A 19,435-nucleotide genomic window follows, 5' to 3' on the forward strand; every position below is an offset into this window, starting at 1 on the left:
AACCGATCACCAGCGAGAAGATGAATGATGCAGCCCACCGCCAGCGCACTGTGTGCGTTTACCACCCGTTATATCGATCTCTGGCAGCAGCAACAGGGACACTATCCTGCCAGTAGCGATCTGGCAGGGATCCCTTCGCCCTGTATCATCAATACCGTTGATGACCGCGTTCTCTGGCAGCCGCAGCCTTTTTCGCCATCGTCAGGGCTGGATGCGGTGGAGCGGGCGCTGGATATTCAGCTCCAGCCTGATATCACTGCGTTTTACACTACCCAGTTTGCCGGCGATATGCATGCCCGCCTGCAGCAGCGCAGGTTAACGCTGCTGCAGGTATGGAGCGAAGAGGACTTTATCCGGCTGCAGGAGAATCTGATTGGTCATCTGATTATGAAACGGCGTCTGAAACAGAGTCCGACGCTGTTTATTGCTACTACTGATTCAGAGCAGGAGATGGTGGCGGTGTGTAATCTTACCGGTGAAGTCATTCTGGAGGAGCCTGGACGTAACAAACGTGAAATTCTTTCACCTTCTGTCCGGACATTTCTCGATGATATACAACCTGTTATCGGTCCGATGGAGTGATAACCGAAGCGCTATGTAAGAGATCTCTTACAAAATCTGTGCGAGATCGACATTTTGTGAGTGAACCTTTCAGAAAAGCTAAATGTAAAGATATTGTGAATCATAGAGTTATGGTATCAGTCTGAAAATTGAGACAATACTTGATCGATTAATGACTCATGCTTACTTGTTATTGTGGCGATTTTTGAGAGAATACCCACCGTTAGCAGGACGCTATGGACAGAGCGACGTTCAGGAGAATGTCAGCCAGGAGGCGGGAACGTAACGGAGTTTACGTCACAGGGAAGGCTTCAGGACGGAGCAGGACACTCAGGAATGAGTAAGGGACACCTCCAGGATGGAGAATGTGAGCCGTGCGGAGCAGGGCGAGCCAGGATGCTAAGGATGCTGTCATGAAGACAGGCAATGGAAAGCGCAGGAAGAGTTGTCACGGATGAGCAGGGAGCACTGCGGTGGCGGGAATGCTGCACAACGAACCGGGAGCACTGTTATTAACAGTGCTCCTTTTTTTTATGCGCTTTTTACGCCACCGGTGACGAGTGATATGCTTGCCGCCCATTATTTCATGGAGGCAACCTATGTCGACGCACACTATTACGCAGCGACTGCAGCAGGTCGAAGCAGTCATGCGCGAACACGATTACTGGCAGCAGAGCGCTCCTGACGCGGCCGCGTTTAACAGCGACCAGCCTTTCTGCCTTGATACTATGGCTCCGCTGGAGTGGCTGCAGTGGGTATTGATCCCGCGTATGTCAGCCCTGATCGCCTCCGACGCGCCAATGCCTGCCGGTTTCGCCGTCGCGCCCTATTACGAAGTTGCTCTGACTCCGGTCACTCCCGGCTATACCGCTCTGCTAATCGCGCTGCGTGAGCTTGACGCGCTGTTTGCGGAGCCAGCACGCTGATGCTGGAGATTATCTATCAGGATGAGTGGCTGGTAGCAGTAAACAAGCCTGCCGGCTGGCTGGTGCACCGCAGCTGGCTCGATCGCAAAGAGAAAGTGGTGGTGATGCAGACGGTGCGCGATCAGATTGGTCAGCACGTCTTTACCGCGCACCGGCTCGATCGCCCGACCTCTGGCGTACTGCTGATGGGCTTATCGAGCGAGGCGGGCCGTTTACTGGCGCAGCAGTTTGAGCAGCATCAGATACAAAAAACCTATCACGCCGTACTGCGCGGCTGGCTGGATGGCGCGGCTACGCTCGACTATCCGCTGCTGGAAGAGCTGGATAAAATTGCGGATAAATTTTCTGCTGAACCGCGTGCACCGCAGCCTGCGGTCACGGATTATCAGGCGCTGGCGCAGACAGAAATGCCGGTGGCAATCGGTAAATACAGCAGCGCCCGCTACACCCTGGTGGAGATGTCGCCGCGCACCGGGCGTAAGCATCAGCTGCGCCGCCATATGGCACACCTGCGCCACCCGATTATTGGCGACAGCGCCCACGGCGATCTGCGCCAGAATCGTGGCGCAGCGGCGCATTTCGGGCTCGATCGTTTAATGCTGCACGCCAGCGCACTCTCGCTGACGCATCCCTTTACCGGAGAGCCGCTGGTGATCCGCGCCGGACTGGATCCGATATGGCAGCAGATGCTGCAGCAGTTCGGCTGGCAGGATCGGTTACCGGACGTTCCCAGGGTTGAGTTTGACGCTGAGGCAGTTCAGGATAAGCCAACAGCGTAAAGGAGCAGCAAGATGGCAAAAATTGGCATTTTTACAGGCACGGTTTACGGCAATGCACTGCTGGTGGCCGAAGAGGCGCAGCCGGTGCTGCAGGCGCAGGGACATGAAGTAGAGGTCTTTGAGGATCCGACGCTGGCGGAGTGGCAGGCGTACAGCAGCGACGTCGTGCTGATTGTAACCTCAACCACCGGGCAGGGCGATCTGCCGGATAATATTGCCCGTCTCCATGCGCAAATCCATGATGAGCTCGGCTATCAGCCAGCGCTGCGCTATGGTGTGATTGCGCTGGGTGACAGCAGCTATCAGCACTTCTGCGGCGCAGGAAAAACTTTTGATGCCACGCTCCAGGCGCAGCAGGCGCAGCGTATTGGTGATGTGCTGATGGTGGATGCCGTTGAGCATCCGGAGCCTGAAAGCGTGACGACGCCGTGGGTGGAGAGCTGGGGTAAGCAGCTGTAGTGACCCGGGCCGCCCTGTATGGCGGCCCGGTATTAACGGTGCAGCCCGGTATCAGGTTACCGGTGCCGGATTAAATACCGCCAGCTGGTTGCGGATCCCCCAGCGATCGGACCAGGTCTGCTGACGACCGCTGGCGATCTCCAGAATCAGCTCAAACAGACGCCAGCCTACCTGCTCAATACTCTCTTCACCGGTGGCGATAGTGCCGGCGTTGATATCCATCAGATCATGCCAGCGCCGGGCCAGCGCGCTGCGCGTCGCCATCTTAATCACCGGAATAGCCGCGAGGCCATAGGGCGTGCCGCGCCCGGTGGTAAACACCTGCAGCGTAATGCCGGAAGCCATCTGCTGCGTACCGCAGACAAAGTCACTGGCAGGGGTAGCGGCGTAAATCAGTCCGCGCTGCGTAGGGCGCTGTCCCGGCGACAGCACTTCAGCAATCGGGCTGCGCCCCGATTTTGCAATCGATCCCAGCGCTTTCTCCACCACGTTTGCCAGTCCGCCTTTTTTATTGCCGGGTGAGGGGTTAGCGCTGCGATCGGTCTGTCCCTGATGCAGATAGTCGTCATACCACGCCATCTCTTCCAGCAGCCGTTTACCCACCGCTTCATTAACCACGCGCGGCGTCAGCAGATGAATAGCGTCGCGCACCTCCGTCACTTCAGAAAACATGACTGTGGCGCCGCAGCGCACCAGCAGATCGGAGGCGAAGCCCACCGCCGGGTTAGCCGTTACGCCGGAAAAGGCGTCACTGCCGCCGCACTGGGTGCCTACTACCAGTTCAGACGCCGGGCAGGGTTCCCGGCGGCGCAGATTAAGCTTTTTCAGATGACGTTCAGCGACCTGCAGGATCTCATCCACCATGGCGCCAAAGCCGACGTGACGCTCATCCTGCAGACGCACAATATCGTTATCATCCAGCGAGATCGCCTGTACATCAGGCGTACCGGTCAGCAGCCGCTCCGGCTGGAGCTTTTCACAGCCGAGGCTGACAATCATTACCTCGCCACCAAAATTGGGATTCAGCGCAAGATTATGAATGGTGCGGATCGGCACGACGGCAGCCGGGGCGTTGATCGCCACGCCGCAGCCATACAGATGATTCAGCGCGACCACGCCATCCACGTTGGGATAGCGCGGCAGCAGATCGCGTTCAATAAGCTGCACAACATAGTCTACGACGCCCGCCACACAGTGGACGCTGGTGGTAATGCCAAGCAGGTTGCGGGTTCCCACGCTGCCGTCTGCATTGCGATAACCATCAAAGGTATAGCCTTCCAGCGGCGGCAGTTCAGGCGGTACGTTGGTTGCCAGCGGCAGGCTGCTGAGCGGCGGCGCCTCGGGCAGGGCTACCAGCGACTCATCTATCCAGCTGCCGCGCGCAATAGAGCGCAGCGCCGTGCCGATCACTTCGCCATAGCGCAGAATCGGTGCATCCTGAGCGATATCCTCCAGCGCAACTTTGTGTCCCTGGGGCACATGCTCCGTCAGCTGCAGCCCGTCGGCAAAGCGTGTACCCGCGGGCAGGCCCTGGTCGTTGACGACAATCGCAACGTTATCCGCTTCATGAACTTTTATATAGAGTGGTTTTTCTGTAACGGGTCGGTTCATTGCTCACCTTCCGGGTAGCCGCACTGTGCATAGCAGTGCGATAAATAGTGGTTCTGGTCACGTCATCAAAGTCAGCCAGCTCCAGTATAAGCAGCACGCGCCCGCCAGCGCATTGTGCAACTGTCCGGCTTTTAGCCCCTTTCTCTCCGCACTTTGGTGGTTTTAACCAAAAGCAAGTGAAGGTGCTCACAAAGCGCTCTTTGACTGTCTGTTTTTTGTACAATTATGGCGCTGCGATCGGCGTTTCGTGAGCCATCACGCAGCAGGATGTGCATATGCCACAAATTCTTTTTTGTTTTGACTGAATTGTCGGGCTTTCTTCCAGTGTTTCAGCCGCGGGCTGTTTTTATACTGATTTCCGTTCTTAGAGGTTTGGTTACCTGTCACGACGCATCAACGTTCGCCATAACAACAATCGCCGTGTTTAACCCGACATCATTCTGATACCCAACGCGATGTGTATGCAGTCAGAGTGAATGTAGCGTTCGCTATATTTCAGGAGTGCATCATGAATAGTTACAGCCAGACGGCAGAGGCGGTGCAGAAACGTACCAATGCCCGCTACTGGATCGTGGTGATGTTATTTATCGTCACCTCATTCAACTACGGCGACCGCGCCACCATTTCCATTGCCGGATCGGCGATGTCCAAAGATATCGGTCTCGACTCTGTCGGGCTGGGCTATATCTTTTCCGCCTTCTCATGGGCCTATGTGATCGGACAGATCCCGGGTGGATGGCTGCTGGATCGCTTTGGATCCAAGCGTGTCTACTTCTGGAGTATTTTCCTCTGGTCGCTGTTTACTCTGCTGCAGGGCTTTGTTGATCTCTTCAGCGGCTTTGGCATTGTGATTTCACTGTTCCTGCTGCGCTTTTTGGTCGGTCTGGCTGAAGCGCCTTCCTTCCCTGGTAACAGCCGTATTGTCGCGGCCTGGTTCCCGGCACAGGAGCGCGGAACGGCGGTCGCCATCTTTAACTCTGCACAATACTTCGCCACGGTGATCTTCGCGCCCATCATGGGCTGGCTGGTCTCTGAAGTTGGCTGGGCGCACGTGTTCTGGTTTATGGGCGGGCTGGGCATCATCCTGAGCTTTATCTGGCTCAAAGTGATGCACGATCCCAACAACCACCCCGGCGTGAATAAGGCGGAGCTGGAGTACATGGAGCAGGGCGGCGCGCTGATCAATATGGATGCAAAAAAAGCCGATCGCAAAGTCAGCCGCGGTGAAAAGTGGGATCAGATCAAACAGCTGCTCTCTACCCGCATGATGTGGGGCATCTATCTTGGCCAGTATTGCGTCAACGCGCTGACCTACTTCTTTATTACCTGGTTTCCGGTCTATCTGGTACAGGCACGCGGCATGTCGATTCTGAAAGCGGGCTTTATCGCCTCCGTTCCGGCGATTTGCGGCTTCCTCGGCGGCGTGCTGGGCGGCGTGATCTCCGACTATTTGATGCGCAAAACCGGCTCACTCAATATTGCCCGTAAAACGCCAATCGTTATCGGCATGCTGCTCTCCATCAGCATGGTGATGTGTAACTACACCGAAACCGAATGGGTTGTGGTGCTGTTCATGGCGCTGGCGTTCTTCGGAAAAGGCATTGGTGCGCTGGGCTGGGCGGTGATGGCCGACACGGCACCGAAAGAGATCAGTGGCCTGAGCGGTGGTCTGTTCAATATGTTCGGCAACTTCTCCGGTATCGTTACGCCTATCGCGATTGGTTACATCATCGCCACCAGCGGATCGTTTGAGGGCGCGCTGGTATATGTCGGGATCCACGCTTTTATCGCCGCCTTTAGTTTTCTGTTTATTACCGGTGACATTAAACGCGTTGAGCTGAAACCGTATAAGGAGCCGAAATGAGTACGCAAAGTACGCCTGTCATCACTGACATGCAGGTGATCCCGGTTGCCGGTTACGACAGTATGCTGCTTAACATTGGCGGCGCGCATAACGCCTGCTTCACGCGCAATATTGTGGTGCTGACCGACAGCGCCGGCCATACCGGACTGGGCGAGGCGCCGGGCGGCGATACAATTTATCAGACGCTGCTGGCGGCAGTACCCCAGGTCAAAGGGCAGCAGATTGCGCGTATGAACCGGCTGGTGCAGCAGGTGCATAAGGGCAATCAGTCAGCGGATTTTGACACTTTTGGCAATGGCGCCTGGACCTTCGAACTGCGCGTAAACGCAGTAGCCGCGCTGGAGGCGGCGCTGCTGGATCTGCTGGGGCAGCATCTGGGCGTACCGGTGGCAGAGCTGCTCGGACCGGGCCAGCAGCGCGATGAGGTCACCGTGCTCGGCTATCTGTTTTATATCGGCGATCGTCATAAAACCGATCTGCCGTATCGCAGCGGTGATGCCGCCAGCCACGACTGGTACCGGCTGCGGCATGAGGAGGCGCTGACGCCGGAGGCGGTGGTGCGTCTGGCAGAGGCGGCGCAGGATAAATATGGTTTCAAAGATTTCAAACTCAAAGGCGGCGTGCTGCCGGGTGAAGAGGAGATCGCCTCGGCGGTGGCGCTGAAGCAGCGCTTCCCGGAGGCGCGCGTTACCGTCGACCCTAATGGCGCCTGGCATCTGGATGAGGCGATCGGACTCTGTAAAGGCCTGCAGGATGTGCTGAGCTATGCAGAAGATCCCTGCGGCGCGGAACAGGGTTACTCCGGCCGTGAAGTGATGGCGGAGTTTCGCCGCGCCACCGGGCTGCCGGTTGCCACCAATATGATCGCAACCAACTGGCGTGAAATGAACCACGCCGTGATGCTCAACGCGGTCGATATTCCGCTGGCCGATCCTCACTTCTGGACCCTGAGCGGCGCAGTGCGCGTGGCGCAGCTCTGCGACGAATGGGGACTCACATGGGGCTGCCACTCCAATAACCATTTCGATATTTCGCTGGCGATGTTCACCCACGTGGGCGCTGCCGCCCCGGGCAAGCCAACCGCGATTGACACGCACTGGATCTGGCAGGAGGGCGATCAGCGCCTGACGCGCGAGCCGCTGCAGATCCGCAACGGCAAAATTGCCGTGCCGGATAAACCGGGGCTGGGTATTGAGCTGGATCGGGACCGCCTGCAGCAGGCGCACGAACTCTATAAGTCACTGCCGGCCGGCGCGCGCAACGACGCCACCGCGATGCAGTATCTGGTACCCGGCTGGTCATTTGATCGCAAGCGTCCGGCATTTGGGCGCCGTCCTACATAAGGAGCAGGAAATGAGTCAGACCCCTAAAATCGTCGCTATGCAGGTTATTCCGGTTGCCGGACACGACAGCATGCTGCTCAACCTGAGCGGGGCGCACGCGCCATTTTTTACCCGCAATATTGTGATCATTAAAGATAACGCCGGGCATACCGGCGTGGGCGAGATACCGGGCGGAGAAAAGATCCGTCAGACGCTGGAGGATGCCGCCGCGCTGGTGATCGAAAAAACCGTCGGCGAATATAAAAATATTCTCAACCTGGTGCGGAGCACCTTTGCTGACCGCGATGCTGGCGGGCGCGGCAGCCAGACGTTTGACCTGCGCACGACTATCCATGTGGTAACCGGTATCGAAGCGGCGCTGCTCGATTTACTCGGGCAGCATCTGGGCGTAAACGTCGCGTCGCTGCTGGGCGATGGCCAGCAGCGCGACCGCGTGGAGATGCTTGGCTACCTCTTCTATATTGGCGATCGCCGCAAGACCTCGCTCGCCTATCAGAGCCAGGAGCGCGATCCGTGCGACTGGTATCGCCTGCGCCATGAAGAGGCGCTTACGCCAGATGCGGTCGTGCGACTGGCAGAGGCCGCGTATGAGAAATATGGCTTCAACGATTTCAAACTCAAAGGCGGCGTGCTGCGCGGCGGCGAAGAGGCTGAGGCGGTTACCGCACTCGCCAGACGCTTTCCGGAGGCGCGCATCACGCTCGATCCCAACGGCGCCTGGTCGCTGAATGAGGCCATCCTGCTGGGCAAACAGCTGAAGGGCGTGCTCGCCTATGCAGAAGATCCCTGTGGCGCGGAGCAGGGCTACTCCGGCCGCGAGGTAATGGCGGAGTTCCGCCGCGCCACCGGGCTGCCGACCGCAACCAATATGATCGCCACCGACTGGCGGCAGATGGGCCACACGCTATCGCTGCAGTCGGTGGATATTCCGCTGGCCGATCCGCACTTCTGGACCATGCAGGGTTCCGTGCGCGTGGCGCAGATGTGCCACGACTTTGGCCTCACCTGGGGTTCGCACTCCAATAACCATTTTGATATTTCGCTGGCGATGTTTACCCACGTTGCCGCCGCCGCGCCGGGCGCGATTACCGCTATCGACACCCACTGGATCTGGCAGGAGGGTAATCAGCGCCTGACCAAAGAGCCGTTTGTCATTAAAGGCGGCATGGTGCAGGTACCGCAGAAGCCGGGGCTTGGCGTGGAGCTGGATATGGACCAGGTGATGCAGGCAAACGCGCTGTATCAGAAACATGGGCTGGGCGCGCGTGACGACGCTCAGGCGATGCAGTTCCTGGTACCGGACTGGACTTTTGATAATAAGCGTCCCTGCCTGGTGCGCTAACGCTTCAGGCTCTCTGAAAGGGGGCCTGCCGTCATATACAGGAGTAAACAGAATGAGTAATGCCTGGCCAAATACATTTCGCCGCCGCCTGCTGGCAGGAGAGACCCTGATAGGCAGCTGGTGCGCCCTTGCCAGTCCGCTGACTACTGAAGTGCTGGGGCTGGCAGGCTTCGACTGGCTGGTGCTGGACGGCGAACATGCGCCCAACGACATCACCACGTTTGTACCGCAGCTGATGGCGCTGAAAGGCAGCAGCAGCGCTGCGGTCGTGCGTCCGCCGTGCAATGAGCCGGTGATCATTAAACGCCTGCTCGATATCGGCTTCTATAACTTCCTGATCCCCTTTGTGGAGACGGAAGAGGAGGCGCGCCGCGCCGTTGCCTCAACCCGCTACCCGCCAGCGGGCATCCGCGGCGTGTCAGTTTCGCACCGCAGCAATATGTACGGCACGCTGCCGGACTATAACGCCACGATTAACGACAACATCACGCTGATGGTGCAGATCGAAACGCAGCAGGCGGTAGATAACATCGATGCGATCGCCGCCGTTGACGGCGTGGACGGGATTTTTGTCGGTCCGGGCGATCTCTCAGCCGCGCTGGGCTACCTGGGCCAGCCTGCGCATCCTGAGGTGCTGAAAGTTATTCAGTACCTGTTTGAACGCGCCAAAGCCGCAGGCAAGCCGTGCGGCATTCTGGCACCGGTAGAAGCGGACGCGCGGCGCTATCTGGAATGGGGCGCCACCTTTGTTGCCGTCGGCAGCGATCTCGGGGTTTTCCGCAACGCCACGCAGGCGCTGTGCAACAAATTTAAACTGTAACGCAGAAAGGGGAAGGCAATGAAAATTGGATTTATCGGCCTCGGTATTATGGGCAAACCGATGAGTAAAAACCTGGTCAAAGCGGGTTACACGCTGGTGGTGCGCGATCACAACGCAGGCAATGAGGCAGAACTGGCCGAACTGGGCGCGACGATAGCAAAAACGCCCAAAGAGGTAGCAGAACAGGTGGATGTGGTGATCACCATGGTACCTAACTCGCCGCAGGTGCAGGAAGTCTGCCTGGGCGCGGGCGGCATCATTGAAGGTGCAAAACCTGGCCTGATTGTAATTGATATGAGTTCTATTGCCCCGCTGGCCAGTCGTGAGATCCACGACGCGCTGGCAGAAAAAGGGATCCGTATGCTTGATGCGCCGGTCAGCGGCGGTGAGCCAAAAGCGATCGAGGGCACACTGTCGGTGATGGTGGGTGGCGATAAAGCGATCTTCGACCAATGCTTTGAGATTATGAAAGCGATGGCAGGCTCGGTGGTGCATACCGGTGATATCGGCGCCGGTAACGTGACCAAGCTGGCAAATCAGGTGATTGTGGCGCTGAACATTGCAGCGATGTCTGAAGCGCTTTCGCTGGCAACCAAGGCGGGCGTGAATCCGGAGCTGGTTTATCAGGCGATCCGCGGCGGCCTGGCGGGCAGCACCGTGCTTGATGCCAAAGCACCCATGGTGCTGGATCGCAACTTCAAACCCGGTTTCCGTATCGACCTGCATATCAAGGATTTAGCCAATGCGCTGGATACGTCACACGGCATTGGCGCGCATCTGCCGCTGACGGCCGCGGTGATGGAGATGATGCAGGCGCTGAAAACCAGCGGTCAGGGCTCCGCCGACCACAGCGCGCTGGCTTGCTATTATGAGAAGTTAGCGCAGGTTGAGATCGCCCGGTAAAGCCGCTCTCCGGCGTCTGCGGAGGCCGGAGAACAGGCTGCGTGAGCAAAGCAGCATACCGTTACGTTACCCATCGCGCCTGGATTGCCTATGAAAATTGTCATCGCACCCGATTCATATAAAGAGAGTCTGTCTGCCCTGAATGTGGCTGCCGCAATTGAAGCGGGTTTCCGCGAGGTTTTCCCGGCCGCCGAGTATGTCAAAATCCCGGTTGCCGACGGCGGTGAGGGCACCGTTGAGGCCATGGTGGCCGCCACCAGCGGTACGCTTGTCCGGCTAACCGCAACCGGCCCGCTGGGCGAGCCCGTGGCGGCGTTTTATGGCCTGTCGGGGGATGAGCGCACCGCGTTTATTGAGATGGCTGCCGCCAGCGGCCTGGAACTTGTGCCGGTGGCGCAGCGCAATGCGCTGATCACCACGTCGTGGGGCACCGGTGAGCTGATCAAAAACGCGCTCGATCGCGGCGTAGAGCACATCATCATTGGCATAGGCGGCAGTGCCACCAACGATGGCGGTGCCGGAATGATACAGGCGCTGGGCGCCCGGCTGCTGGACAGCGCTGGCTGCGATCTGGCGCCTGGCGGCGCGGCGCTGGCGCAGCTGGCGCAGATCGATATCAGCGGAGTGGATGCGCGTATTAAAGCGTGCCGCTTTGAGGTCGCCTGCGATGTCACCAATCCGCTGACCGGGGAAAAAGGCGCTTCGGCGGTGTTTGGCCCGCAGAAGGGCGCCACTCCGGCACAAATCGCGCAGCTGGATCGGGCGCTGGCCCACTACGCTTCGCTTATTCAGCGCGATCTGGATATCGACGTGCTGCATATTGCGGGCGGCGGCGCGGCGGGCGGTATGGGTGCGGCGCTGCACGCATTCTGTCAGGCTGAGCTGCGCAGCGGCATTGAGATTGTGACGGAGGCGCTCGGGCTGGCGGAGCAGGTCAAAGATGCCGATCTGGTGATCACGGGGGAAGGGCGCATCGACAGTCAGTCTGTGAATGGCAAGGTGCCAATCGGCGTGGCGCGGGTTGCCAAACAGTTTAATAAGCCGGTGATTGGTATTGCCGGTAGCCTGACCTCTGACGTGGGGGTTGTACACGCTCACGGCCTTGATGCGGTCTACAGCGTACTGTTCAGTATCTGTTCTCTGGAAGAGGCGCTGGCCAGTGCGGAACAGAATGTGCGCCTGACGGCGCGTAACGTTGCGGCAGCCATCAGGATAGGCAAAGGGCTGTAGGCCGGACCGCGATGCGCGGCGGCCCGGCGGCTAAGGCCGGTATGGGCGTCGCCATAAAGATCGTTCTGACACGCCATTTTACGCCAGCGCCAGCCGCTTACGCGCCTCGCGCGCAACGTTGGCCATCTCATCACTCAGCTCCAGCAGTTCCGGCTCCAGCGCGGCAATATCACTCGCCTGGTGCAGGCTGCCTTCCAGCTGCTGGCAGAGCTGTTTCAGGCGCGGGACACCGCTGTAACTGGCGCTGCCGTGCAGCTTGTGAATAATTTCACGCAGCCCGTTTACGTCACCTTCAGCCATACAGTGCGCCACGCGCGCCTCCACCTCAGGCAGGAAATCGAGCAGCATCTGTAGCAGATCGCGCGCCAGGGCCGGTTTGCCGGCCGCCTGACGCAGCGCCAGTGACCAGTCAAGCGAGACGGCAACCCCCACCGCGGGCGGCTGAGAGGCGGGCGCAACCGGCAGATAGCGCTGCAGCAGCTGAGCCAGACGGGTTTCATCAATCGGTTTTGCCAGATAGTCATTCATGCCGGCGGCAATCAGCTGCTCGCGCTCGCCATCCAGGGCGTGCGCCGTTACCGCAACGATTGGCGTGCTGGCGTGCAGCGGCAGGCGCCGGATAATCTCGCTGGCCTGAATACCGTCGATATCGGGCATCTGTATATCCATCAGGATCACATCCAGCCGCTGCTGCTGTGCGGCGTGTATGGCCTGCTCTGCGTTGTCACACAGAATGATATTTTCAACCTGCTCCTCCAGCAGCGCGCCGATAAGCCGGAGGTTAGCCGGGTTGTCATCCACCGCCATCACGGTCAGCGGCTGGCGCGGCAGCGGGGAGATCAGGCGGTGCTGACGGCTGCCGATATCCAGCAGCAGCGGGATAAAGCGCGTCAGCGAAACCGGTTTTGCGATACAGCCGGCAATGCCCCGCGCACGCAGATCGTCGGCAAACAGCATCATCTCGCTCGGCAGCGCCAGCAGTACGGCATCCGCGCGATCGCACAGCTGCTGGATCTCCGTATCGGTCAGCGTTGCCGGGTGCGGCTTAGCGACCGGCATTCCCAGCAGCAGCAGGGGATAGTGGCGTTCCGGCAGCGCAGCCAGGCTGGGATAATATTCTACCCTGAGCGGGGTGATACTCAGCATCTCCTGCACGACGCGCGCTACCGCCGGATGGGGCTCGACATAGGCCAGCGTTGTGGCGTGCAGGTCATCCAGCACGCGCGGAATGGTAGGGGCATTCGGGTTAAGATTGAGCCGGACGCGCACCCGGAAAACCGACCCCCGATCGGGCTGGCTGTGAAAAGCGATTTCGCCGCCCATCTCCTGTACCAGCTTCTGGGTGATCACCAGCCCAAGACCCGTGCCGCCGTGCCGGCGGGTAATACTGGCATCCGCCTGGCGAAACGCCTGAAACAGCTGCGGCTGCTGCATTTCCGGAATGCCGATACCGGTGTCATGCACCTGAATCTCCAGTTCCGCCTGCGTGGCGCTGAGATGCTGCAGCTCAACGCGCAGGTCGATATGCCCCTGCTCGGTAAACTTGATGGCGTTACCAATCAGATTGATCAGGATCTGCTGCAGCCGCAGCGGATCGCCGATAACGTTGTCAGGTACGCTGTTTTGCAGGCAGACGGTGATCTCCAGTCCTTTTTCATGCGCGGAGGGCGCCAGCAGCACCAGCGTCTCATCCAGCGTGGCGCGCAGCGGAAAAGGAATAGATTCCAGCACCAGTTTGCCCGATTCCAGACGCGAGAAATCCAGCACATCGTTGATGATGCTCAGCAGATTATTGGCGGAGCGCTCAATCGTACTCATATAGTCGCGCTGGCTGGTGCTCAGGCTGGTTTTCAGCATCTGGCGGCTGAAGCCGATCACGCCGTTGAGCGGCGTACGCAGCTCGTGAGACATGTTTGCCAGAAACTCAGATTTAATGCGGGCCGCCTCCTGAGCGCGTTTCTTCGCCAGATCCAGCTCGACGTTCTGAATCTCCAGCTGCTCCAGCGTTTCGCGCAGATCCCAGGTGGCCTGGTCAATATTTTGCTGCATCTCTTCATGGTAGGCGGTCAGCGACATCGCCATCGCGTTGATACCGTTTTTAAGCATGCTGAGCTCGCCCAGCATATAGCCTTCCACCCGACTGTCGAGCTGGCCGCGCCGGATGCGATCCACGGTGGCTACCATATTGCGTATCGGGCCGGTCACATCGCGCATCAGACGATAGGCGAACAGCATGGCGAGGCAGAGGCAGAACAGCAGCAGCAGCGTTGCGACAAATACCTCTTTATACTGCGCCAGCCGTACCGACTGCAGATCCAGCTCAATGGCGACATAGCCCAGGGGATTACCGTCGGGTTTGGTCTGTTCATCCGGCTGCTCATCAGCGGAGTAGCGTTCAGATATAATCGGCGTGCGCAGCACCAGCAGGTTACCCTGGCGTTCATGCGTTACGCCCTCGCGCAGCTGCGTCATATCCTCTTTTTGCAGCAGCGCCAGGTTCTGCTTACTGTTGGATGTGGCGTAAACGCGATTCTGGTTGTCGAAAACCGTAATGGCACGGACAATATCGGAATGGCGCCGGTGCAGCAGGCTGACCAGCTCGTGGATCGCAGCGCGATCGTGCCAGCTCATCCCATACTCACTGGATACCGCCAGAGGTTCGATAATATTTGCGCCGGCGTCAAAAACCTGGCGCTGCAGTTCGTTATAGCGGTGGACGACAAAAAAGGTGCTGAGCAGCAGACCAATCAGCAGCGTTGGCGCCAGTATTAAAATCATCATCCGCGCCCGCAGGCTGTATTTGGTCATCACGATGCCCTGGCGATTGCCGTGTTCCTGTGCACGCGTCGTGGCGGGCGGCACAACCTGATTAAAAGAGAATACGATTACTATGGCGCAATTTTACGCCGCAAAACAGCGGCCGACGACAAAGCAGCGGATCGCCGTCACGGTCGATGAGCTCGATCCGTTCGGCCAGGGCGTGGCACGCTATCAGGGGAAAACCCTGTTTATCAGCGGTGCGCTGCCGGGCGAACAGGCAGAGGTTACGCTGCTGGAAGATAAACGGCAGTTTGCCCGCGGTAAAGCGATAAAGATCGCACAGCCCAGTCCGCAGCGGGAAATACCGCGCTGCCGCCATTTTGGCGTCTGCGGTGGCTGCCAGCAGCAGCACGCTGCCGTTGCACTGCAGGAGAGCAGCAAGGCGCACGCGCTGAGCCGTCTGCTGAGCCGCGACGCCGCTTCTCCGGTGGCCGTTGAGGAGATTATCCGCGGCAATAGCTGGGGCTATCGCCGGCGCGCCCGGCTCGGACTGCAGTGGCAGCCGAAGCAGCAGCGGCTGGTGATGGGATTTCGCCAGGCGGCCAGTCATGCGCTGGTGCCCCTGCAGCAGTGCCCTGTTTTGGTGCCCGAACTTGAAGCGTTGCTGCAGCCGCTGCACCACTGCCTGAGCGCGCTGCAGGGGGTAAGGCGGCTGGGGCATGCAGAGCTGGTGCTGGCAGACAACGGCCCGCTGATGGTGCTGCGTCATCTCGACGCGCTTTCTGCGCGCGATCGCGCAGACCTGGAACGCTTTTCGCATCAGCACTCGCTGATGCTGTATCTGGCTGACGGCAGCGATGAGCTGCAGGCGATTAACAGCAGCATGCCTTACTACCGCTCGCAGGATTTAACGCTAACCTTTAGTCCACAGGACTTTATTCAGGTTAACGATCGCGTTAATCAGCAGATGGTGGCAACAGCGCTGGCGTGGCTCGATCTGCAACCCGATGACAGCCTGCTGGATCTTTTCTGCGGCATGGGGAATTTCACCCTGCCGGCAGGGAAATCTGTACAAAATGTTGTAGGTGTGGAGGGGGTTGCAGCATTAGTTAAGCAGGCAGAGTATAATGCCGCGCTTAACAATCTAAGTAATGTACGCTTTTTCCAGCATAATCTGGAAGAGGATGTTTCGCGTCAGCCGTGGGCGGCGCAGGGATTTAATAAGGTGTTACTGGATCCGGCGCGAGCCGGGGCGGCGGGCGTGATGTCGCATATTGTTAAACTTGCGCCAGAACGCGTGGTCTATGTTTCCTGTAACCCGGTGACACTTGCGCGCGACAGTCAGGTACTGCTGTCCGCGGGCTACCATCTGGAAAGGGTCGCGATGCTGGATATGTTCCCACATACCAGTCATCTCGAATCCATGGTGTTGTTCAGCAAAACATAAGCGACAGTTATGTCGCTGTGGCAGGAGAGGATATGGTTGCGGTCAGAAGTGCGCATTTAAATACGGCAGGGGAGTTTGCCCTCGATCAGTGGATTGCCAGCCTGACGATTAGCAATCCCCAATCCTGTGAGCGACTGGCAGAGACCTGGCGCTACTGTGAAGCCGAAACGCGCGAGCACCCCGATCAGACTCTGCTGCTGTGGCGCGGTATTGAGATGGTGGAAATCCTCACTATGCTCAGTATGGATTGCGATAGCCTGTGCGCAGCGCTGCTGTTTCCGCTGGCCAACGCAGAGGTGGTCAGTGAGGAGAAGCTGGAGCAGGCGTTTGGCAAAGGGATTGTCTCCCTGGTGCACGGCGTACGCGACATGGATGCCATTCGCCAGCTGAAAGCGATTCATAATGACTCTATGGCTTCGGCCCAGGTGGACAATGTCCGCCGTATGCTGCTCGCGATGGTGGAAGATTTCCGCTGCGTGGTCATCAAGCTGGCCGAGCGGATTGCGCATCTGCGTGAGATGAAAGATGCGCCAGAAGATGAACGCGTGCTGGCGGCAAAAGAGAGCACGAACATCTATGCGCCGCTGGCTAACCGGCTCGGTATCGGCCAGCTGAAGTGGGAGCTCGAAGATTACTGCTTCCGCTATCTGCATCCGGATGAATATAAACGCATCGCGAAGCTGCTGCATGAGCGGCGCATCGATCGTGAACAATATATCGATAACTTTGTGACCAATCTGCGTCAGGAGATGCAGAAAGAGGGCGTGCGGGCAGAAGTCTACGGGCGGCCGAAACATATCTACAGCATCTGGCGCAAGATGCAGAAAAAGTCGCTGGCGTTTGATGAACTGTTCGACGTGCGCGCGGTACGCATCGTGGCAGAGCGTTTGCAGGACTGTTATGGCGCACTCGGTACGGTGCACACCCTCTACCGGCATCTGCCGAGCGAATTTGACGATTATGTCGCAAACCCTAAGCCCAATGGCTATCAGTCCATTCATACCGTGGTGCTGGGGCCGCAGGGCAAAACCGTTGAGATTCAGATCCGTACCCGTCAGATGCATGAAGATGCCGAACTTGGCGTGGCGGCGCACTGGAAATATAAAGAGGGCCCGGGCGTCAGCAACTCGCGCGGGGCTGCCGGACACGAAGAGCGTATCGCCTGGCTGCGCAAGCTGATTACCTGGCAGGAAGAGATGGCGGATTCCGGTGAAATGCTGGAGGAGGTTCGCAGTCAGGTCTTCGACGATCGCGTTTACGTCTTTACGCCAAAAGGCGATGTGGTGGATCTGCCCGCCGGCTCCACGCCGCTCGACTTTGCCTATCACATTCACAGCGATATTGGCCATCGCTGTATCGGGGCGAAGATCAGCGGCCGCATTGTGCCTTTTACCTATCAGCTGCAGATGGGCGATCAGATCGAGATCATCACCCAGAAGCAGCCCAATCCAAGCCGCGACTGGCTCAACCCGAATCTGGGCTACATCACGACCAGCCGCGGGCGCTCCAAGGTACACGCCTGGTTCCGTAAGCAGGATCGTGATAAAAATATCGTGGCGGGCCGCCAGATCCTCGATAACGAGCTGAGCCAGCTCGATATCAGCATGCGCGAGGCGGAGAAGATTTTGCTGCCGCGCTACAACGTTGGCTCGCAGGATGAGCTGCTCGCAATGATTGGCGGCGGCGATATTCGTCTCAATCAGATGATCAACTTCCTGCAGGCAAAGCTCAATAAACCGAGCGCTGAAGAGGAAGATCGTGAAGCGCTGCGTCAGCTGACGCAGAAGTCGCATCACGCCTCAAACGCCCGTAAAGAGAGCGGTCGCGTGGTGGTGGAGGGGGTGGGAAACCTGATGCATCACATTGCCCGCTGCTGCCAGCCTATTCCCGGCGACGATATCACCGGCTTTATTACTCAGGGTCGCGGCATCTCGATTCACCGCGCCGACTGCGATCAGCTCAGTGAACTGATCTCTCATGCGCCAGAGCGTATCGTTGATGCCGTCTGGGGGGAGAGCTACTCCAGCGGCTATTCGCTGGTGGTGCGCGTTACCGCCAACGACCGCAGCGGCCTGCTGCGTGATATCACGACCATACTGGCGAATGAAAAGGTCAATGTACTGGGCGTCTCCAGCCGCAGCGATACCAGAAAACAGCTGGCGACCATTGATATGGATATTGAGATCTACAACCAGCAGGTGCTGGGGCGCGTGCTGGCGCGGCTTAATCAGGTGCCAGATATTATCGACGCGCGTCGTTTGAATTAACGCGCAGCCGGCACTGGCCCGCTGCTCTTCAGGGTCGCCTTTTACGGCGGCCCTTTTTATACCGTTGTTTGAGGATTTTTCATGACTGCCCTGAACCGTCTGCTTAGCCTGATGCAAACCCTGCGCGATCCGGCGCGCGGCTGCCCGTGGGATCGCCAGCAGACCTTTGCCACGATTGCTCCTTATACGCTGGAAGAGACATACGAAGTGCTTGACGCTATTCAGCGGGAAGACTTTACCGATCTGCGCGATGAGCTGGGCGATCTGCTGTTTCAGATTGTGTTTTATGCCCGCATGGCAGAGGAAGAGGGGCGTTTTAACTTCGACGATATCTGCAACGCAATCAGCGACAAGCTTGAACGCCGTCATCCGCATATCTTTGGCAGCGCCGAGGCTGAGAGCGCCGCAGAGGTGTTGCAGAACTGGGAAGCGATCAAACAGGATGAACGCGCGGCGAAAGCGCAGCACTCGGCGCTGGATGATATTCCGCGCGCGCTGCCGGCGCTGATGCGGGCGCATAAAATCCAGAAGCGCTGCAGCAGCGTGGGCTTTGACTGGGACAGCCTCGGACCGGTGCTGGATAAGGTGCATGAGGAGATTGACGAAGTCATGCATGAAGCGCAGCAGGCCACTGTCGACAGCGACAAGCTGGAGGAGGAGATTGGCGATCTGCTGTTTGCGACGGTAAATCTGTCACGCCACCTCGGCAGCAAAGCGGAAATTGCGCTGCAGAAAGCCAACGACAAATTTGAACGCCGCTTTCGCCACGTAGAGCATATTATTACCGCGCAGGGATTGAGTATGCCTGCGGCGACGCTGGAGCAGATGGAAGCGGCGTGGCAGCAGGTAAAACTGAGTGAGAACAATCACTAACCTGTTCAGCGTCATACTGCTGTTTATTCCAGCAGTGTGCATAATTCAGCCGCTTGCGCTTACTCGATTCAGCCATCCAGCAACTTTGTGACATGCGTCAACATTTTCTGGCTGGCTATCCGCTATGTTAGCCGCTGCACGGCGCGGGAGGATGGTGTGATTCATCAATTGTGGCTGGGGACGACTTCGGGTATACTGCTTTCCCGTCCTGGTTATTCCATCGTCTTTAAACCTAAACTCTCAGGTTCAG

15 protein-coding genes are annotated in these 19,435 nt (G+C 58.3%); 13 read left to right on the plus strand and 2 right to left on the minus strand.

Translation table 11 applies throughout. The features are described from left to right. Positions 1 to 24: 24 nt before the first annotated feature. The 4 genes from syd to C1Y41_RS11415 all read left to right on the plus strand — a co-directional run bounded on the left by syd (position 25) and on the right by C1Y41_RS11415 (position 2,725). Entirely contained in the window at positions 25 to 582 is a 558-nt protein-coding gene (gene syd / locus C1Y41_RS11400) for a SecY-interacting protein (protein WP_104085491.1), read from the plus strand. Between the two features lie 578 nt (positions 583 to 1,160). Further along, positions 1,161 to 1,487, plus strand: coding sequence for a YqcC family protein (locus C1Y41_RS11405; protein ID WP_104085492.1), 327 nt, complete (start codon positions 1,161 to 1,163; stop codon positions 1,485 to 1,487). Further along, positions 1,487 to 2,266, plus strand: a complete 780-nt coding sequence (gene truC / locus C1Y41_RS11410; RefSeq protein ID WP_039379909.1) for a tRNA pseudouridine(65) synthase TruC — start codon at positions 1,487 to 1,489, stop codon at positions 2,264 to 2,266. Before C1Y41_RS11405 ends, truC begins: the two co-directional genes overlap by 1 nt. 12 nt (positions 2,267 to 2,278) lie before the next feature. Next, a complete protein-coding gene (locus tag C1Y41_RS11415) occupies positions 2,279 to 2,725 on the plus strand; it encodes a flavodoxin (RefSeq protein WP_071668546.1) in 447 nt (148 codons plus the stop codon). A gap of 51 nt (positions 2,726 to 2,776) precedes the next feature. On the opposite strand, the gene garD is transcribed toward C1Y41_RS11415, so the two are convergent. Further along, positions 2,777 to 4,336 (minus strand): galactarate dehydratase, encoded by a 1,560-nt coding sequence (garD, locus tag C1Y41_RS11420; protein WP_039379905.1) that lies wholly within the window; start codon positions 4,334 to 4,336, stop codon positions 2,777 to 2,779. A 508-nt stretch (positions 4,337 to 4,844) separates the two neighbouring features. On the opposite strand from garD, the gene C1Y41_RS11425 reads away from it, so the two are divergent. The 6 genes from C1Y41_RS11425 (at position 4,845) to C1Y41_RS11450 (ending at position 11,838) form a co-directional block, all read left to right on the plus strand. Next, positions 4,845 to 6,200 carry an MFS transporter gene (locus C1Y41_RS11425; RefSeq protein ID WP_104085493.1) on the plus strand — a complete coding sequence of 452 codons (1,356 nt, stop codon included), beginning with the start codon at positions 4,845 to 4,847 and terminating at the stop codon, positions 6,198 to 6,200. Further along, the gene (locus C1Y41_RS11430; protein WP_104085494.1) at positions 6,197 to 7,543 is read left to right on the plus strand and encodes an enolase C-terminal domain-like protein; all 1,347 of its coding nucleotides are present in this window, start codon (positions 6,197 to 6,199) and stop codon (positions 7,541 to 7,543) included. Before C1Y41_RS11425 ends, C1Y41_RS11430 begins: the two co-directional genes overlap by 4 nt. 10 nt (positions 7,544 to 7,553) lie before the next feature. Continuing rightward, positions 7,554 to 8,885 (plus strand): glucarate dehydratase, encoded by a 1,332-nt coding sequence (gudD, locus tag C1Y41_RS11435; protein WP_039379898.1) that lies wholly within the window; start codon positions 7,554 to 7,556, stop codon positions 8,883 to 8,885. 52 nt (positions 8,886 to 8,937) lie between these two features. After that, the gene (garL, locus tag C1Y41_RS11440; protein ID WP_039379896.1) at positions 8,938 to 9,705 is read left to right on the plus strand and encodes a 2-dehydro-3-deoxyglucarate aldolase; all 768 of its coding nucleotides are present in this window, start codon (positions 8,938 to 8,940) and stop codon (positions 9,703 to 9,705) included. 18 nt (positions 9,706 to 9,723) lie between these two features. Next, complete coding sequence (gene garR, locus C1Y41_RS11445; protein ID WP_071668545.1) at positions 9,724 to 10,608, plus strand: 2-hydroxy-3-oxopropionate reductase; 885 nt, start codon at positions 9,724 to 9,726, stop codon at positions 10,606 to 10,608. Positions 10,609 to 10,698: 90 nt separating this feature from the next. After that, positions 10,699 to 11,838, plus strand: a complete 1,140-nt coding sequence (locus C1Y41_RS11450) for a glycerate kinase (protein WP_104085495.1) — start codon at positions 10,699 to 10,701, stop codon at positions 11,836 to 11,838. Between the two features lie 78 nt (positions 11,839 to 11,916). Here C1Y41_RS11450 and barA read toward each other — a convergent pair whose 3' ends face one another. After that, the gene (barA, locus tag C1Y41_RS11455) at positions 11,917 to 14,646 is read right to left on the minus strand and encodes a two-component sensor histidine kinase BarA (protein WP_039379889.1); all 2,730 of its coding nucleotides are present in this window, start codon (positions 14,644 to 14,646) and stop codon (positions 11,917 to 11,919) included. 82 nt (positions 14,647 to 14,728) lie between these two features. Between barA and rlmD the strand changes: the two genes are divergently transcribed. From rlmD to mazG, 3 genes are all read left to right on the plus strand, one after another. Then, complete coding sequence (gene rlmD / locus C1Y41_RS11460; protein WP_039379887.1) at positions 14,729 to 16,045, plus strand: 23S rRNA (uracil(1939)-C(5))-methyltransferase RlmD; 1,317 nt, start codon at positions 14,729 to 14,731, stop codon at positions 16,043 to 16,045. Positions 16,046 to 16,077: 32 nt separating this feature from the next. Then, positions 16,078 to 18,312, plus strand: a complete 2,235-nt coding sequence (gene relA, locus C1Y41_RS11465) for a GTP diphosphokinase (RefSeq protein ID WP_039379884.1) — start codon at positions 16,078 to 16,080, stop codon at positions 18,310 to 18,312. Between the two features lie 81 nt (positions 18,313 to 18,393). Beyond that, a complete protein-coding gene (mazG, locus tag C1Y41_RS11470) occupies positions 18,394 to 19,185 on the plus strand; it encodes a nucleoside triphosphate pyrophosphohydrolase (RefSeq protein ID WP_104085496.1) in 792 nt (263 codons plus the stop codon). Positions 19,186 to 19,435 lie beyond the last annotated feature (250 nt).

The sequence above is a fragment of the Pantoea sp. ICBG 1758 genome (genome assembly GCF_002928325.1).
Classification (GTDB): domain Bacteria; phylum Pseudomonadota; class Gammaproteobacteria; order Enterobacterales; family Enterobacteriaceae; genus Pantoea; species Pantoea eucrina.

Coding starts and splice junctions, on each gene's coding strand:
- C1Y41_RS11425 (WP_104085493.1), top strand. CDS start 4,845: ATGAATAGTTACAGCCAGACGGCAGAGGCGGTGCAGAAACGTACCAAT.
- garD (WP_039379905.1), bottom strand. CDS start 4,336: ATGAACCGACCCGTTACAGAAAAACCACTCTATATAAAAGTTCATGAA.
- relA (WP_039379884.1), top strand. CDS start 16,078: ATGGTTGCGGTCAGAAGTGCGCATTTAAATACGGCAGGGGAGTTTGCC.
- mazG (WP_104085496.1), top strand. CDS start 18,394: ATGACTGCCCTGAACCGTCTGCTTAGCCTGATGCAAACCCTGCGCGAT.
- C1Y41_RS11430 (WP_104085494.1), top strand. CDS start 6,197: ATGAGTACGCAAAGTACGCCTGTCATCACTGACATGCAGGTGATCCCG.
- garL (WP_039379896.1), top strand. CDS start 8,938: ATGAGTAATGCCTGGCCAAATACATTTCGCCGCCGCCTGCTGGCAGGA.
- C1Y41_RS11450 (WP_104085495.1), top strand. CDS start 10,699: ATGAAAATTGTCATCGCACCCGATTCATATAAAGAGAGTCTGTCTGCC.
- syd (WP_104085491.1), top strand. CDS start 25: ATGATGCAGCCCACCGCCAGCGCACTGTGTGCGTTTACCACCCGTTAT.
- truC (WP_039379909.1), top strand. CDS start 1,487: ATGCTGGAGATTATCTATCAGGATGAGTGGCTGGTAGCAGTAAACAAG.
- gudD (WP_039379898.1), top strand. CDS start 7,554: ATGAGTCAGACCCCTAAAATCGTCGCTATGCAGGTTATTCCGGTTGCC.
- C1Y41_RS11415 (WP_071668546.1), top strand. CDS start 2,279: ATGGCAAAAATTGGCATTTTTACAGGCACGGTTTACGGCAATGCACTG.
- garR (WP_071668545.1), top strand. CDS start 9,724: ATGAAAATTGGATTTATCGGCCTCGGTATTATGGGCAAACCGATGAGT.
- C1Y41_RS11405 (WP_104085492.1), top strand. CDS start 1,161: ATGTCGACGCACACTATTACGCAGCGACTGCAGCAGGTCGAAGCAGTC.
- barA (WP_039379889.1), bottom strand. CDS start 14,646: ATGACCAAATACAGCCTGCGGGCGCGGATGATGATTTTAATACTGGCG.
- rlmD (WP_039379887.1), top strand. CDS start 14,729: ATGGCGCAATTTTACGCCGCAAAACAGCGGCCGACGACAAAGCAGCGG.